Annotated in this window: 17 protein-coding genes; 9 read left to right on the top strand and 8 right to left on the bottom strand. The window is 57.3% G+C overall.

Features of this window, described 5'->3' with window-relative positions:
- Window positions 1-21: 21 nt before the first annotated feature.
- The 4 genes from ABLU87_RS11960 to coaD all read left to right on the top strand — a co-directional run bounded on the left by ABLU87_RS11960 (window position 22) and on the right by coaD (window position 3,627).
- Window positions 22-1,011, top strand: a complete 990-nt coding sequence (locus ABLU87_RS11960; RefSeq protein WP_014227248.1) for a glycosyltransferase — start codon at window positions 22-24, stop codon at window positions 1,009-1,011.
- Between the two features lie 92 nt (window positions 1,012-1,103).
- Window positions 1,104-2,378: a lipid IV(A) 3-deoxy-D-manno-octulosonic acid transferase gene (gene waaA / locus ABLU87_RS11965; protein ID WP_014227249.1), complete on the top strand. Its 1,275-nt coding sequence runs from the start codon at window positions 1,104-1,106 to the stop codon at window positions 2,376-2,378.
- The gene (locus tag ABLU87_RS11970) at window positions 2,378-3,148 is read left to right on the top strand and encodes a glycosyltransferase family 2 protein (protein ID WP_014227250.1); all 771 of its coding nucleotides are present in this window, start codon (window positions 2,378-2,380) and stop codon (window positions 3,146-3,148) included. Before waaA ends, ABLU87_RS11970 begins: the two co-directional genes overlap by 1 nt.
- A gap of 2 nt (window positions 3,149-3,150) precedes the next feature.
- Window positions 3,151-3,627, top strand: coding sequence for a pantetheine-phosphate adenylyltransferase (coaD, locus tag ABLU87_RS11975; RefSeq protein WP_004106901.1), 477 nt, complete (start codon window positions 3,151-3,153; stop codon window positions 3,625-3,627).
- A gap of 123 nt (window positions 3,628-3,750) precedes the next feature.
- Here coaD and mutM read toward each other — a convergent pair whose 3' ends face one another.
- The 4 genes from mutM to radC form a co-directional block, all read right to left on the bottom strand.
- The gene (mutM, locus tag ABLU87_RS11980) at window positions 3,751-4,560 is read right to left on the bottom strand and encodes a bifunctional DNA-formamidopyrimidine glycosylase/DNA-(apurinic or apyrimidinic site) lyase (RefSeq protein ID WP_014227251.1); all 810 of its coding nucleotides are present in this window, start codon (window positions 4,558-4,560) and stop codon (window positions 3,751-3,753) included.
- Between the two features lie 199 nt (window positions 4,561-4,759).
- A complete protein-coding gene (gene rpmG / locus ABLU87_RS11985; RefSeq protein WP_003024094.1) occupies window positions 4,760-4,927 on the bottom strand; it encodes a 50S ribosomal protein L33 in 168 nt (55 codons plus the stop codon).
- 20 nt (window positions 4,928-4,947) lie between these two features.
- A complete protein-coding gene (rpmB, locus tag ABLU87_RS11990; protein ID WP_002436699.1) occupies window positions 4,948-5,184 on the bottom strand; it encodes a 50S ribosomal protein L28 in 237 nt (78 codons plus the stop codon).
- A 216-nt stretch (window positions 5,185-5,400) separates the two neighbouring features.
- Entirely contained in the window at window positions 5,401-6,066 is a 666-nt protein-coding gene (gene radC, locus ABLU87_RS11995; protein WP_004126657.1) for a DNA repair protein RadC, read from the bottom strand.
- A 175-nt stretch (window positions 6,067-6,241) separates the two neighbouring features.
- Between radC and coaBC the strand changes: the two genes are divergently transcribed.
- The 3 genes from coaBC (at window position 6,242) to slmA (ending at window position 8,663) form a co-directional block, all read left to right on the top strand.
- On the top strand, window positions 6,242-7,453 hold the full coding sequence (gene coaBC / locus ABLU87_RS12000; RefSeq protein WP_014227252.1) for a bifunctional phosphopantothenoylcysteine decarboxylase/phosphopantothenate--cysteine ligase CoaBC: 1,212 nt from the start codon (window positions 6,242-6,244) through the stop codon (window positions 7,451-7,453).
- On the top strand, window positions 7,431-7,889 hold the full coding sequence (gene dut, locus ABLU87_RS12005) for a dUTP diphosphatase (RefSeq protein ID WP_004855506.1): 459 nt from the start codon (window positions 7,431-7,433) through the stop codon (window positions 7,887-7,889). The genes coaBC and dut overlap by 23 nt, the downstream gene beginning before the upstream one ends.
- Window positions 7,890-8,066: 177 nt before the next feature.
- Window positions 8,067-8,663 (top strand): nucleoid occlusion factor SlmA, encoded by a 597-nt coding sequence (gene slmA, locus ABLU87_RS12010; protein ID WP_004855507.1) that lies wholly within the window; start codon window positions 8,067-8,069, stop codon window positions 8,661-8,663.
- Between the two features lie 152 nt (window positions 8,664-8,815).
- On the opposite strand, the gene pyrE is transcribed toward slmA, so the two are convergent.
- Both pyrE and rph read right to left on the bottom strand, forming a co-directional pair.
- A complete protein-coding gene (pyrE, locus tag ABLU87_RS12015; protein ID WP_004855508.1) occupies window positions 8,816-9,457 on the bottom strand; it encodes an orotate phosphoribosyltransferase in 642 nt (213 codons plus the stop codon).
- 65 nt (window positions 9,458-9,522) lie between these two features.
- A complete protein-coding gene (gene rph / locus ABLU87_RS12020; protein ID WP_004106921.1) occupies window positions 9,523-10,239 on the bottom strand; it encodes a ribonuclease PH in 717 nt (238 codons plus the stop codon).
- A 123-nt stretch (window positions 10,240-10,362) separates the two neighbouring features.
- On the opposite strand from rph, the gene ABLU87_RS12025 reads away from it, so the two are divergent.
- Window positions 10,363-11,226 (top strand): YicC/YloC family endoribonuclease, encoded by an 864-nt coding sequence (locus ABLU87_RS12025; RefSeq protein ID WP_004855510.1) that lies wholly within the window; start codon window positions 10,363-10,365, stop codon window positions 11,224-11,226.
- Window positions 11,227-11,299: 73 nt separating this feature from the next.
- On the opposite strand, the gene ABLU87_RS12030 is transcribed toward ABLU87_RS12025, so the two are convergent.
- A complete protein-coding gene (locus ABLU87_RS12030) occupies window positions 11,300-12,559 on the bottom strand; it encodes a chloride channel protein (RefSeq protein ID WP_038423864.1) in 1,260 nt (419 codons plus the stop codon).
- Window positions 12,560-12,833: 274 nt separating this feature from the next.
- On the opposite strand from ABLU87_RS12030, the gene ABLU87_RS12035 reads away from it, so the two are divergent.
- On the top strand, window positions 12,834-13,451 hold the full coding sequence (locus ABLU87_RS12035) for a trimeric intracellular cation channel family protein (protein ID WP_014839797.1): 618 nt from the start codon (window positions 12,834-12,836) through the stop codon (window positions 13,449-13,451).
- A gap of 5 nt (window positions 13,452-13,456) precedes the next feature.
- On the opposite strand, the gene ligB is transcribed toward ABLU87_RS12035, so the two are convergent.
- Window positions 13,457-15,133: an NAD-dependent DNA ligase LigB gene (gene ligB, locus ABLU87_RS12040; protein WP_038423865.1), complete on the bottom strand. Its 1,677-nt coding sequence runs from the start codon at window positions 15,131-15,133 to the stop codon at window positions 13,457-13,459.
- Window positions 15,134-15,183 lie beyond the last annotated feature (50 nt).

Below are 15,183 nucleotides of genomic sequence, written 5' to 3' on the forward strand. Positions count from 1 at the left end.
TCAACCAGGATCGAATGAGTTATGAGTCAAACGCCTTTACTAAGCATCGTAGCCGCCGTCTATAACGGCGAAAAATTCCTTGCGCAATTCTTTGAGTGCCTTGAGCAACAGCAGCTGGAAAGCTATGAACTGATCCTGGTGAACGACGGGTCGACGGACGGTAGCCTTGCGGTTATCGACCAGTGGAAAGAGCGCCTGCAAAACGTGCTCGTGCTGGAGCAGGAAAACCAGGGCGTGTCGGTGGCGCGCAATACCGGCCTCGCCGCGGCGACGGGTAAGTACCTGACCTTCCCGGATATCGACGATAAGCTTTACCCGGGCATGTACCGTACGCTTCTGGAGATGGCGGAAAAGGGCAATCTAGACGTCGCCACCTGCAACGGCCGCTACGTCTACGAGACGAAAAAAGATATCCATCCTATTTTCCCGCTGGACCGGCTGCAGTCGACCGGCGTTTTGCCCGGCCACGTCTGGTTAAAGCAGGCGCTGGATTCTCGTAAGTTCCTGCATGTCACCTGGCTGAATATCTACCGCCGGGAGTTTATCGCCAGCCACCGCTTCCACTTTGAGCCTGGCCTGCGCCATCAGGATATTCCCTGGACCACCGAAGTGCTGCTGGCGGCAGAACGCGTGCAGTACACCAGCGAGCAGTTCTACGATTACTATATTCACTCGGAATCGGTGTCGCATAAGCCGGACAACGACGACACGCTGATGCGTTCAGCGCGCCACTATATGAAGATTCTTGAGATGCTGGACGCCATCAACCAGCGTTATCCGGACAAGGTTCGCGATATTTCCGCCTGCCGCTGGCAGATCGCCAAAGAGGGGCTGGGAATTATTCATACCTTCGATAGCATGAAAGATGAGTCAAAAAAGCATATTATCATTAAAGAGTTCTTTGACCGCGGTATCTGGCGCCTGATCTGGAAAAACGCCCGTACGTTCCGTCTACGCTGGCGTCTTGGACGCCGCTATCTGCGCATCAAGCGCTATCGCGACGCGGCTTAATACTGAATCCCTTAGTTTCCGCCAAAGAGATAGCTTTACGCGGGTTAAATGCTTAGAATTTGCCCGCAAAAACATAAATACGGATAAATCGCTTGGAATTGCTTTATACCGCCCTACTTTACCTCATTCAGCCGCTGGTGTGGCTGCGACTGCTGTTACGCAGCCGTAAGGCCCCTGCCTATCGTAAACGCTGGAAGGAACGTTATGGCTTCTGCCAGAACAAGGTAGAACCGGGTGGCATCCTGCTGCATTCCGTTTCCGTAGGTGAAACGCTGGCGGCGATTCCGCTGGTGCGCGCGCTACGCCACCGTTACCCCTATCTGCCGATCACCGTCACCACCATGACGCCAACCGGCTCTGAACGCGCCATGTCCGCTTTCGGCAAAGACGTGCATCACGTCTATCTGCCTTACGATCTGCCCGGCGCGATGAACCGTTTCTTCAATACCGTTCAGCCGAAGCTGGTTATCGTCATGGAAACCGAACTGTGGCCGAACATGGTCGCCACGCTGCACAAGCGTAAAATCCCGCTGGTAATCGCCAACGCTCGCCTCTCCGAACGCTCGGCGAAAGGCTATGCCAAACTGGGGAAATTTATGCGTCGGCTGCTGAGCCGCATTACCCTTATCGCCGCGCAGAATGAAGAAGACGCCAGCCGCTTTATCGCTCTTGGCCTGAAACGCAATCAGCTGGCGGTCACCGGCAGCCTGAAGTTTGATATTTCGGTCACGCCGGAGCTGGCGGCTCGCGCCATCACCCTGCGCCGCCAGTGGGCGCCGCACCGCCAGGTATGGATTGCCACCAGCACCCACGACGGCGAAGAACAAATTATTCTTCAGGCGCATAAGCAGCTGCTGGAGCGTTTCCCCAACCTGCTGCTGATCCTTGTCCCTCGCCATCCGGAGCGCTTCGGCGACGCCCGCGAGATGGTGCAGAAAGCGGGAATGAGCTACACCCTGCGCAGCACCGGCGAAATCCCGTCGAACAGTACCCAGGTGGTGATTGGCGATACCATGGGCGAGCTGATGCTGCTGTACGGTATTGCCGACCTCGCGTTTGTCGGCGGTAGCCTGGTGGAGCGCGGCGGCCATAACCCGCTGGAGCCCGCCGCCCATGCGATACCGGTACTGATGGGTCCGCACACGTTCAACTTCAAAGATATCTGCGCCAAGCTGCAGCAGGACGATGGACTGATTACCGTCACCGACGCCGACTCGCTGGTAACGCAGGTGTCTAACCTGCTGACCGATGAAGATTACCGTCTGTGGTACGGTCGCCATGCGGTGGAAGTTCTGCACCAAAACCAGGGCGCGCTCTCCCGTCTGCTACAGTTATTGCAACCCTATCTGCCGCAGCGGAGCCACTAATGTCGCCTCGACTCTCGGTCGTGATGATCGCCAAAAACGCGGCGGATCTGCTGCCTGATTGTCTGGCGTCGGTAAGCTGGGCCGATGAGATAGTGCTGCTGGATTCCGGCAGCAGCGACAACACCGTCGAACTCGCCCGTAGCCAGGGCGTTCAGGTGCATGTCAATCGCGACTGGCAGGGCTACGGTATTCAGCGCCAGCGCGCTCAGGCCTACGCCACCGGCGACTACGTGCTGATGATCGATACCGACGAGCGCGTCACTCCGGAGCTTGCGCAGTCTATCCGCAGCGTGCTGGCCGCGCCGCAAACCGGCGCGATATACAGCATCGCCCGGCGCAACTATTTCCTTGGCCGCTTTATGCGCCACAGCGGCTGGTACCCCGACCGCGTGATGCGCCTGTACGAACGCGACCGTTACCGCTATAACGATAATCTGGTCCACGAATCTCTCGACGCCCAGGGCGCGCGGGTTATCGAACTCGCGGGCGACCTGCTGCATCTGACCTGCCGTGATTTCTCCGGCTTTCAGCAAAAGCAGCTGGCCTACGCCGCCGCCTGGGCGCAGGAGCGCCATCAGAGAGGCAAAAAGACCTCGCTGGCCGCTATCTTCGGCCATACGCTGGGCGCCTTTGTGAAAACGCTGCTGCTGCGCGGGGGCATTCTGGATGGGAAACAAGGTTGGCTGCTGGCGGTGGTCAACGCGCAATACACGTTTAATAAATACACCGAGCTGTGGGCCCTGAGCCGCGGCTACTCGGAGAAAGTGTGATTATGAGCACAAAAGCGATCTATCCGGGAACCTTCGACCCTATCACCAACGGCCATATCGATATCGTCACCCGCGCGGCCAGCATGTTCGATAAGGTGCTGCTGGCTATCGCCGCCAGCCCGAGCAAAAAGCCGATGTTCACTCTCGACGAGCGCATCGCGCTGGCCACCCAGGCAACGGCGCATCTGGTCAACGTTGAGGTTATTGGCTTCAGCGATTTAATGGCCAATTTTGCCCGCGCGCAGCAGGCGAACATTTTAATTCGCGGCCTGCGGGCGGTGGCGGATTTTGAATATGAGATGCAGCTGGCGCATATGAACCGTCATTTGATGCCGACGCTGGAGAGCGTGTTTCTGATGCCGTGCAAAGAGTGGTCGTTTATCTCCTCTTCGCTGGTGAAAGAAGTGGCGCGCCACCAGGGCGACGTATCTCACTTTCTGCCGGCAAACGTTCACCAGGCGCTGCTGAAGAAGCTGTAATCCTGCGCCATCGGGGCTCTTCCCGGAGGCGATGCTGCGCATCTGTCCGGGCTACCGGACCAAGCGCAGCCCTGTAGCCCGGCTAAGCGCAGCGCAAGCCGGGTTCACGGCAACCCCCGCACTTTACTTCTGACACTGGCGACAATAAAACGTCGCCCGCTGGGCGTGTTTACTGCCGATAACCGGCGTCCCGCAAATGCGGCACGGCTCGCCCTTGCGGCCATACACCTGCAGCTCCTGGGCAAAGTAGCCCGGTTTACCGTCGCTTTGCAGGAAATCTTTCAGCGTCGTCCCGCCCTGTTCGATGGAGCGCAGCAGGACCAGCTTAATCACTTTCACCAGCTGCTCGCACTCCTCGCGCGACAGTGAAGAGGCCAGCCTGTCGGGGTGAATGCCCGCCGAAAAGAGCGATTCGCTGGCGTAGATATTGCCCACCCCGACCACCAGCTTATTATCCATTAGCCAGGGCTTAATCGCGGTTTTTTTCTTCGCGCACTTCGCCTGCAGATAATCGGCGTTGAACTCATCGCTCAGCGGCTCCGGCCCCAGATGCGCCAGCACCGGATGCCCTTCCAGCGCTTTGGTCCACAGCCAGGCGCCAAAACGACGCGGGTCGGTATAGCGCAGCACCTTGCCGTTACTCATCACCAGGTCCACGTGATCGTGTTTTTCCGCGGGCAGCTCTTCGCTCAGGATACGCAGGCTTCCCGACATCCCAAGGTGGACGATAATCCAGCCGTCGGGCAGTTCCAGCAGCAGATATTTAGCGCGGCGGCGTACGCTGAGCACCGGAACGTCGCTCAGACGATAGATCTCTTCGGAGACCGGCCAACGCAGGCGCCCGTTGCGCACAACGGCGTGCAGGATGGTGGCTCCCACCAGGTGCGGCTCAATGCCGCGGCGGCTGGTTTCTACTTCAGGTAATTCAGGCATTCTTTTCTCGAACAAAAACGGCAGGATGCACTATCTTACCGCGTTCAGCGACGAGGTTCAGGGCAATTATTGTTCAGCATGCTCTTCCGCCTGGCGCAGGGGGTAAACGTTCGCCAGCGCCAACGGTGTAGACGGTAGCGTAGTCTTGATAACAAAAAACCCCGCCGAGGCGGGGTTTTTCTTTACAAGGAATCTAAAATTATTTGATTTTAGCTTCTTTGTATAAAACGTGCTGACGGACAACTGGATCGAACTTTTTCAGTTCCAGTTTTTCCGGCTTAGTACGTTTGTTCTTCGTGGTGGTATAGAAGTGACCAGTACCAGCAGAAGAAACCAGCTTGATTTTCTCACGAATACCTTTAGCCATGACTTATTTCCTCTAAGTACTTAGTACTTTTCGCCACGGGCACGCAGTTCGGACAGAACTGTATCGATGCCTTTCTTATCAATAACACGCATACCTTTAGCAGATACGCGCAGGGTGACAAAACGCTTCTCGCTCTCAACCCAGAAACGGTGAGAGTGCAGGTTCGGCAGGAAACGGCGTTTAGTCGCGTTCAGTGCGTGGGAACGGTTGTTACCGGTCACCGGACGCTTGCCAGTAACTTGGCAGACTCGGGACATGTCTATTCTCCAAAAATCAAATTAGCTCGAGCTTCGTATGGGGTATTGGCGCCTCGTCAGGCTTTACAGCCCGGTCATCGCAGTTCTAAGCGAACTCTCGATTGCCAGGCCCAAATGCCAAACCCGAGATTCTCAAAGGTGGCGTAGTATACGCTGACTCGGCGATGTGCTCAAGTCCCGAACAGACAAAGATCCCGATGGATCGCGCGATCGGGGCTAAATCCAGCCGCGTTCAGCAAAAGATACGTACGCTCCGCGGCCAATAACAAGGTGATCCAGCACACGTATATCCATGAATCGACAACATTTTATCACTCTTTCGGTAATCAACCTGTCGGCCTTGCTCGGCTCAGGACTACCGGATGGATGATTATGTGCCAGGATCACCGCGGCGGCGTTCACTTTGATGGCTTCGCGTACGATTTCTCGCGGATGCACCTCAACGTGGCTAAGAGTACCAGAAAAAAGGCGGCTATGTTTCAATACCCGGTTCTGATTATCTAAAAAGATCACCATGAAGATCTCACGCTCTTCGTCGGCCAGCTGGCTTTGCAGAAATTCCCGCGTCATCGACGGGGTAACCAGAGAGGGTTCTTCCGTCATTCGCAGGCTAAAATAGCGTCGCGCCAGTTCAGCAATCCCTTTTAGCTGTGCATATTTCGCCAGACCAATGCCTTCCACCTCAGCAAACTGCGACTCCTCCGCCGATAGCAGGCCGTACAGCGAGCCAAAACGCTGTAGCAGCTCCCGCGAAAATGTCATCACGTCCTGCGTGCGGGTACCGGTACGTAAAAATAGCGCCAACAGCTCAATATCCGACAAAACTTCGATACCGTAGCGCTGCATCTTTTCCCTCGGCATGAGGGATTCTTGTATTTCCATCGCGGCATCTCCTTCCCACTGCGCGCTATCCTGGCACAGCCTTTTTGCGCCGCCGAGATGCAAGTTTTATCCCTGCGTAGCGCCTCGCAAAGTGTATCTCCGCGAGGCACACGATGCCGTCAGGATTGTGATAAGATGCGCGAATTCTGGTGTACCGCAACAGGAAAAAATCATGATGAGTCTGGCTGGTAAAAAGATCGTTCTTGGCGTGAGCGGCGGCATTGCTGCCTATAAAACGCCGGAACTGGTGCGCCGCCTGCGTGACCGCGGCGCGGATGTCCGCGTCGCCATGACGGAAGCCGCAAAAGCCTTCATTACGCCATTAAGTCTACAGGCGGTATCCGGTTATCCGGTTTCCGACAGCCTGCTCGACCCGGCCGCCGAAGCGGCGATGGGCCATATTGAGCTGGGGAAATGGGCCGACCTGGTCATTCTTGCCCCCGCCACCGCCGACCTAATCGCTCGCGTCGCGGCAGGGATGGCCAACGATCTCGTTTCGACGATTTGTCTCGCTACGCCGTCGCCGGTCGCCGTCGTGCCCGCCATGAATCAGCAGATGTATCGCGCCGCCGCCACCCAGCATAATCTGGACGTCATTGCCGCCCGCGGTCTGCTGGTCTGGGGCCCGGACAGCGGCAGCCAGGCCTGCGGCGATGTTGGCCCGGGGCGGATGCTGGACCCGCTGACCATTGTGGATATGGCCGCGCAGCATTTCTCGCCTGTCAAAGATTTGCAACATCTGAACATCATGATTACCGCGGGCCCCACCCGCGAGCCGCTGGATCCGGTGCGTTATATCACCAATCACAGTTCTGGTAAGATGGGCTTCGCGATTGCCGCCGCCGCCGCGCGCCGCGGGGCGAACGTCACGCTGGTGAGCGGCCCGGTTTCGCTGCCTACGCCGCCGTTTGTACACAGAATTGATGTCACCACCGCGCTGGAAATGGAAGCCGCGGTGCAAAACAGCGCGCCTCAGCAGCATATTTTTATTGGTTGTGCGGCGGTCGCTGACTACCGTGCGGTCGCCATCGCCGAAGAAAAAATCAAAAAACAAGGTGATGAATTAACCCTGAAAATGGTTAAAAATCCGGATATCGTCGCAGGGGTCGCCGCGCTTAAGGCCAACCGCCCTTACGTCGTTGGGTTTGCCGCCGAAACAAATAATGTGGAAGAATACGCACGGCAAAAGCGAGCCCGCAAAAATCTTGATCTGATTTGCGCCAATGATGTTTCTCAGCCAAATCAGGGATTTAATAGCGACAGCAATGCATTACACCTTTTCTGGCAGGAGGGAGATAAGCGCTTACCACTTGAGCGCAAGGAACTCCTGGGCCAATTATTACTCGACGAGATCGTTACCCGTTATGATGAAAAAAATCGACGTTAAGATTCTGGACCCGCGTGTTGGTCAGCAATTTCCGCTGCCGACCTATGCCACCTCCGGCTCCGCCGGACTTGACCTGCGAGCCTGTCTCGATGACGCCGTAGAGCTGGCTCCTGGCGCAACGACCCTCGTGCCAACCGGCCTGGCGATTCATATTGCCGATCCCTCTCTGGCGGCGGTGATTCTGCCGCGCTCCGGACTGGGCCATAAGCACGGCGTCGTACTGGGTAACCTGGTCGGTCTGATTGATTCTGACTATCAGGGCCAGCTGATGGTTTCCGTCTGGAACCGTAGCCAGCAGAGCTTCAGCATCGAACCCGGCGAGCGTATCGCGCAAATGGTGTTTGTGCCCGTTGTGCAGGCAGAATTTAACCTGGTGGAAGATTTTGACGCCACCGATCGCGGCGAAGGCGGCTTCGGTCACTCAGGGCGTCAATAAGCCCGGCGATAGACAAAACTCTTTCGGGGCGCTGCCGGCAAAAGGGCTGCCTGAAGGATGAAGTGGAACCAGCATCGCAAAGCGCACTAATGCAATAACATCACCGCAGGCAACAGCTTGCGGTCGCTTTGTGGGTGCCTGCCTGACAAGTGCTTTTTTTCAGGGGTATTTTAAAACATGGCAGAAAAACAAACTGCGAAAAGGAATCGTCGCGAAGAAATACTTCAATCTCTGGCGCTAATGCTTGAATCCAGCGATGGAAGTCAGCGCATTACCACAGCGAAACTGGCGGCGTCCGTTGGCGTATCCGAAGCGGCTCTGTATCGGCACTTCCCGAGCAAGACCCGCATGTTTGACAGCCTGATTGAATTTATCGAAGACAGCCTGATTACGCGCATCAATTTGATTTTAAAAGATGAAAAAGACACCTCAGCGCGCCTGCGTCTGATTGTGCTGTTGATTCTTGGGTTTGGCGAGCGTAATCCTGGGCTGACAAGAATTCTGACCGGCCATGCGCTGATGTTTGAACAGGACCGGCTTCAGGACCGCATCAATCAGCTGTTCGAGCGCATTGAAGTTCAGCTGCGTCAGGTGTTGCGTGAAAAGAAAATGCGCGAAGGCGAAGGCTATACCGTCGATGAAGCCCTGCTGGCCAGCCAGCTGTTGGCATTCTGCGAAGGGATGCTATCGCGCTTTGTGCGCAGCGAGTTTAAATATCGCCCGACGGACGATTTTGACGCCCGCTGGCCGCTGGTCGCCGCCCAGCTGAAATAATTCTCGCCGGTCTCTGTGCAGCCCGAAGGGCTGCATCTCTTCCCGCAGGAATGCCCGGCATTATCCGCATTGATACCCAGGCGCTCTTCTCGCCGCGGCTGGCCGTTTTGCCAGCAATCGACCCGACAGACCGTTGCCCGCCGGGCAGATGTTTATACGCCGTACGCTTCGCGATAGGCGCGAACGGCAGTCAGGTGTTCAGCCATTTCCGGCTTCTCTTCCAGATAGCTAATCAGGTCTTTCAGCGTCACGATGGAAATTACTTTACAGCCGTAGTCGCGCTCAACTTCCTGAATCGCGGAGATTTCGCCGCGTCCGCGTTCCTGACGATCCAGAGAGATCAGTACGCCGGCCAGCTCAGCGCCGTTGGCCTGAATAATTTCCATCGATTCCCGAATCGCGGTGCCTGCGGTAATAACATCATCCACCAGCATGACGCGGCCCTGCAGCGCGCTCCCCACGAGATTTCCGCCCTCGCCGTGGGTCTTTGCCTCTTTGCGGTTAAAGCAGTAAGGCAGATCGCGGTCATGATGTTCCGCCAGCGCGACCGCCGTGGTCGTGGCGATAGGGATGCCTTTATAGGCCGGGCCGAACAGCAGGTCAAAATCAATCCCGGAATCCACCAGCGCTTCGGCGTAAAAACGGCCTAACAGAGCCAGATCGCGCCCGGTATTAAACAGGCCGGCGTTGAAGAAATAGGGGCTCTTGCGCCCGGATTTCAGCGTAAACTCGCCAAACTTAAGTACCTGCTTGTTAAGCGCAAACTCAATAAACTGGCGCTGATACGGTTTCATGGATTCGCTCCTCATCTTACTTTTCTACGGACAAAAAAAAGGCGACTTCTCAGTCGCCTTAAAAACTAGTTTTGCAACGCCGCTTTCTGCGTCGTGACAATGGATTCGATACCCCCCCGGGCCAATGCCAGCAGGGTGAGGAGTTCTTCATGGGTGAACGGCTCGCCTTCCGCCGTACCCTGCACCTCAATGATGCGGCCATCTTCGGTCATCACCACGTTCATATCGGTTTCCGCCGCGGAATCTTCAACGTATTCCAGATCGCAAATCGCTTCGCCATTCACGATGCCTACGGAGACCGCCGCCACCATTCCTTTCATCGGGTTGGTTTTCAGCTTACCGGCCGCGACCAGCTTATTCAGCGCATCGGCCAGCGCCACGCAGGCTCCGGTGATAGACGCGGTACGGGTGCCGCCGTCTGCCTGCAGCACATCGCAGTCCAGAGTGATGGTGAACTCACCCAGCGCTTTCAGGTCAACCGCAGCGCGCAGCGCACGCGCGATCAGGCGCTGGATTTCCATGGTGCGTCCGCCCTGCTTACCTTTTGCGGCTTCACGCGCGTTACGCGTATGGGTAGAACGCGGCAGCATGCCGTATTCGGCGGTGATCCACCCCTGGCCCTGGCCTTTCAGAAAGCGCGGCACGCCTTCATCAATAGAAGCGGTGCACAATACTTTCGTGTCACCAAATTCGACCAGCACGGAGCCTTCTGCGTGTTTTGTGTAGTTACGGGTCAGGGTTACTGGGCGCACTTGATTAGCGCTACGGCCTGCTGGACGCATGATGTTCTCCGGCTTGAAACGAATGTGGCTGCGCATTATACGGATAATGCGCGCTTATTCCTATCCTGATAAGGCCTCGAAAGCTATAATCCACCCCACTCTCCTTTAAAAACAGGAACGTCTATGATCCGCAGTATGACCGCCTACGCCCGGCGTGAAATCAAGGGTGAATGGGGTAGCGCCGCGTGGGAACTGCGCTCGGTAAACCAACGATATCTGGAAACCTACTTCCGCCTGCCGGAGCAGTTCCGTAGCCTGGAGCCCGTGGTGCGTGAACGTATTCGCTCCCGTCTGACCCGCGGTAAAGTCGAATGTACCCTGCGTTTTGAGCAGGACCCGAGCGCGCAGGGTGAGCTGATCCTTAACGAAAAACTGGCAAAGCAGCTGGTTAACGCCGCCAACTGGGTCAAAATGCAGAGCGACGAAGGCGAAATCAATCCGGTAGATATTCTGCGCTGGCCTGGCGTGATGTCGGCCCATGAACAGGATCTGGACGCCATTGCCGCCGAAATTCTGGGCGCGTTAAACGGTGCGCTGGATGACTTTATCATCGCCCGCGAAACCGAAGGACAGGCGCTGAAAGCGCTGATCGAACAGCGTCTCGACGGCGTGACGGCCGAGGTGGCTAAAGTACGTGCCCATATGCCGGAAATTTTGCAGTGGCAGCGCGAACGTCTGGTTGCCAAGCTGGAAGATGCGGAAGTGCAGCTGGAAAACAACCGCCTCGAGCAGGAGCTGGTGCTGATGGCGCAGCGTATAGACGTCGCCGAAGAGCTGGATCGTCTGGAAGCGCACGTGAAAGAGACGTGGAATATCCTGAAGAAGAAAGAAGCGGTCGGTCGCCGCCTCGACTTTATGATGCAGGAGTTCAACCGCGAGTCGAACACCCTGGCGTCTAAATCAATCAATGCCGAAGTGACGAACTCCGCCATTGAGCTGAAAGTGCTGATCGAACAAATGCGCGAGCAGATTCAGAACATCGAGTAACGGTTTTTCGCTCGCCAACCCACGCACGGACAAAAGGCCATGGTAAATCATGGCCTTTTATTTTCGCTGCGTTTCAGAAGGCGTAGTTCTTATCCAATATCCGGCAGGTTAAAAATGCCCCTGCGGCGCACAGCAGCGTGGGGGCCAGATAGCTGTGATCCATGTGGGTGAACTCCATCACCAGCGCGACCGCCGTGAGCGGCATCTGCATGGATGCAGCGAGAAACGCCGCCGCGCCGACGAGAGCAAAACTGCCGTAATCTCCGCCGGGAAGCAGCTGTTGCCAGAGCATACACAGCAGCAGGCTGGTCAGGCCGCCGACCGCCAGCCCCGGCGTCAGCAGGCCGCCCTCCGCGCCGCCGCGCAGCACCGCCAGAATCACCACCATTTTCAGCGCCAGCAGCATCGCCGCCCCGGGGAAACCCAGGTCATCGCTGAGAGCCAACTGCATAGGCCCTTTACCGTTTCCCGGAAGCTGGGGGAAATAGAGGCTGAGGACGGCAAGCAGGGAAAACGCCAGCAGACAGAAAACCGGCATCTGCCAGTTGCTTCGAACGCCCGAGCGGGCCGTGCTGGTCGCTTTGCGAAAGAGCCAGGCCCCGGCGCCAAGAATGGGGCCGGCGATAATCGCCCACCAGAGAAATGAATGCGGCAGGATGTCGGAAGTAAAATGGTATTGCGATTCCTCGCCTAACCCGAGCGTTGCCGTCCACGCGGCAATCGCCGAGGTGATAATCGCCGCCAGCGTTTTTTCCCAGCTAAACGACAGCAGCATTACCTCAAGGCTGAATAACGCACCGGCCAGCGGAACGTTATACACCGCCGCCAGGCCCGCACCGGCGCCGCAGGCAACCAGCGTTCGGGTTTCATCCGCCATCAGTCCCAGCTTACGCGCCACCATCCCTGCCCCCAGCGCGCCCATTTCCCGCGGAGCCACCTCGCGGCCAAGCGGAGAGCCCAGCGCCACGGTGACGATCTGCAACAGGGCATGAATCGTTGTGGTACCCGCAGGCATTGCCACCGAAGGATTCGCCACCGCTGACGCTATTGAGACTCGCTTCTGCCCATAGCGTCCAAGGAGCCACCAGCCGAATCCTGCGATGGCTCCCCCCGCGACGATTGCCGAGAAGCGACGAGGCCAGGATGAATCCGTGACGCCCTGTAGAAATGACTCCGCGCTCACGATCTGCCCGGGGCTGTAGCCAAAGGCCAGGTGCTGAATCGCATGTAAAATCAGCGCCAGAACCATGCCTGAGAGGCCGGCAAGCAGCCCCGTCAGCACAACGGCAATCAGGCGGGTGAGATAGTTTTTATTGCCAGCTGCTGCAGTCATTTTCTCAGGCCCTGAAGGAGGAAAATAAAAGGATAAAGGTCGAGAGTTAAACAACAGGTATTCATCGCGTTTTCAATATCGATACGCATCGACGGCTTTCACATTACTTTTTATAATCACTAAAAATGAATAAATGACAAATGAACCGTTAAATTCAGCCGATTTAAACCGATCGTGCATTAGTTTAATCAGGTTAAATTCATTCACTTTAGAAAATCTCAATCGTGATCTTGCGCACAAATCGTTAACCTTCCGCCATCACCGTGGGGGATTTATGCTGCTTCATATTCTTTATCTGATTGGGATTACGGCGGAAGCCATGACCGGCGCGCTGGCTGCCGGGCGCCGCCGTATGGATACGTTTGGCGTCATTATCATTGCCACCGCGACGGCTCTCGGAGGCGGTTCAGTGCGCGATATTCTGCTCGGCCACTATCCTCTGGGCTGGGTGCAGCACCCCGAGTACGTCATTATTGTCGCCATTGCTGCGGTCCTGACCACGATTGCCGCGCCGGTGATGCCGCATCTGCGCCGTCTGTTTCTGGTGCTTGATGCGCTCGGCCTGATCGTGTTCTCTATCATTGGCGCCCAGATCGCGCTGGATATGGGCCAGGGCCCGGTCATCGCCTCCATTGCCGCCGTCATCACCGGCGTTTTTGGCGGCGTGCTGCGCGATATGTTCTGCAAGCGTATCCCGCTGGTGTTCCAGAAAGAGCTTTACGCCGGGGTGTCATTCGCCGCCGCGATTTTATACATCGCGCTTCAGCATTACGTCAGCAGCCACGATGTGGTGGTGATCTCCACCCTGCTGTTCGGCTTTACCGCCCGCATGCTGGCGCTGCGCTGGAAGCTGGGCCTGCCGGTATTTAACTACAACCATAGCGCACATTAATGCTTTCAGAATCCCGGAACGCGTTGCCCGCTTAGCCACTTCGCCAGTGCGGCAACATCCGGGTGATGTAAGAACGTCACCAGCTGCCGCGCTCTTTCCGCCCCGATCCCCGGCAGGCGCCGCCACTGCTCTTCGTTTCGCTCCTGCATCCGTTGCCAGTCATCCTCCTTCAGCCGGGCAAACGCCGTCTTCGGTATAGGGACTCCCATCGCCTGGATCCAGCGTAGAAAAGGCCGTTCGCGCGCAAGATTGAACTGATGCCACAGCCTCTGCCCGCGCTGCGTCGAGACCCCCGGTATAGCTTGCAGCCGCTCCGGCGTAAACGCCAGCCATGAAAAGAGATGCTCCATGCTGCGCGCGTCATGCAGGGCCCGCCATAGCGCTTCTCCCACGCCGTCAATATCGAGAACCGATCGGGATGAGAGCCAGACCAGCCGCGAAAGAAACTGTTCCGCACACTCGGGCGTGACAAAATAGCAGGTTAAGGCATTGAAACGCGCCGCCGGTGGCTGGGGTTTATTACGCTGAGCCGTGCGCCAGACGACCGAATCGATGCGCGGTATTCCCTGCCCGGCAAGGCTGATTTGCAGCTGGTCGCCAATACCGATATCCAGATTGTACCAGCGGGATACCGAACCGACGCTCACCCGCTGCACGCGCTTATCGTCCAGCATCTGCGGCTCCAGATGCGCCACCACGGCTATTTTACCGCTGCGCCCGACGCTAAAGCTGATACGGCGAACCTCCATGACGCGTGAGGCGGGCGGGTATTTCCAGGCGATGACCCAATCGCCCTGACCCGGAACCCAGAAGCGTCCGGGAGATGCTTTTTCCCGCCGCACTACGACGCCATCGCTGGCAAAAGGCAGCGGTGAAGTGAACCAGCGCTGGCGCCACTGTTGAACCTGTTGCGCATCCGCGACAGGGTGCGAAAAAAGCGCGCTGTAAAGAAAGCCGCCCTGCCGCAGCAGCGCCAGCCGCTGTTTCATATCCTGCGGCCCATCGGGCCATGCCCAGATAAAGAGACCCAGTTGATTAAGATCCGCCGCAGCCTGCTGGCGCATCATCATGCCGGCAACTTTTGCCCGCGCGTTCATGCCGCCCATCTGTTTTTGCACGTGCCCCTCGCGGAGCAGGAACAGCTCACCCTGTAGAACGCTATTCGCCAGTACGCCGTCAGAGACTTTAGGCACGGAGGGGATCTGCAAGACCCTGGCCGTCCAGTCTTCCCCGGCCAGGCCATTACCCCGGCTTATCGCCTGGGTCAGACGCCCCTGCCGATACACGAGCGTGACCGCGACGCCATCGACTTTAGGCTGTACCCACAGGCCGGATTGACCGCGCATCCAGCGCGCCACGTCGGCTTGATTTGCCAGTTTACGCACGCCGGTGTGCGCCACCGGATGTCTGGCCTCCCCTTTTAGGGGAGGAGACGCATCGTGAGCGGGAGCCTCGCCGGTGAAGCAGCGCCGCCAGTAAGCCAGCCGCTCCGCAAGCTGATCATAGACCTCATCGCTTACCGTACTGCTCCCCTGCTGCCAGTAGGCGTTTTTCCATTCCGTTATCTGCTGGCTGAGACGTTCAATCTCCCGATCGGCCCTGGCCTGCGGCCATTCGGGGCAGGCTGCCTGCCCGTATCCCACCAGCATCCACAGCACCAGCGCCCAGACTCCTTTTTGCATCGCGATGCCCTCCTGTTTTCTCGTCGGCAATTGTGCCGCAGGCTTATTTT

It is taken from the genome of Klebsiella sp. CB_Kp196, assembly GCF_040061575.1.
In the GTDB taxonomy this organism is placed as follows: domain Bacteria; phylum Pseudomonadota; class Gammaproteobacteria; order Enterobacterales; family Enterobacteriaceae; genus Klebsiella; species Klebsiella michiganensis.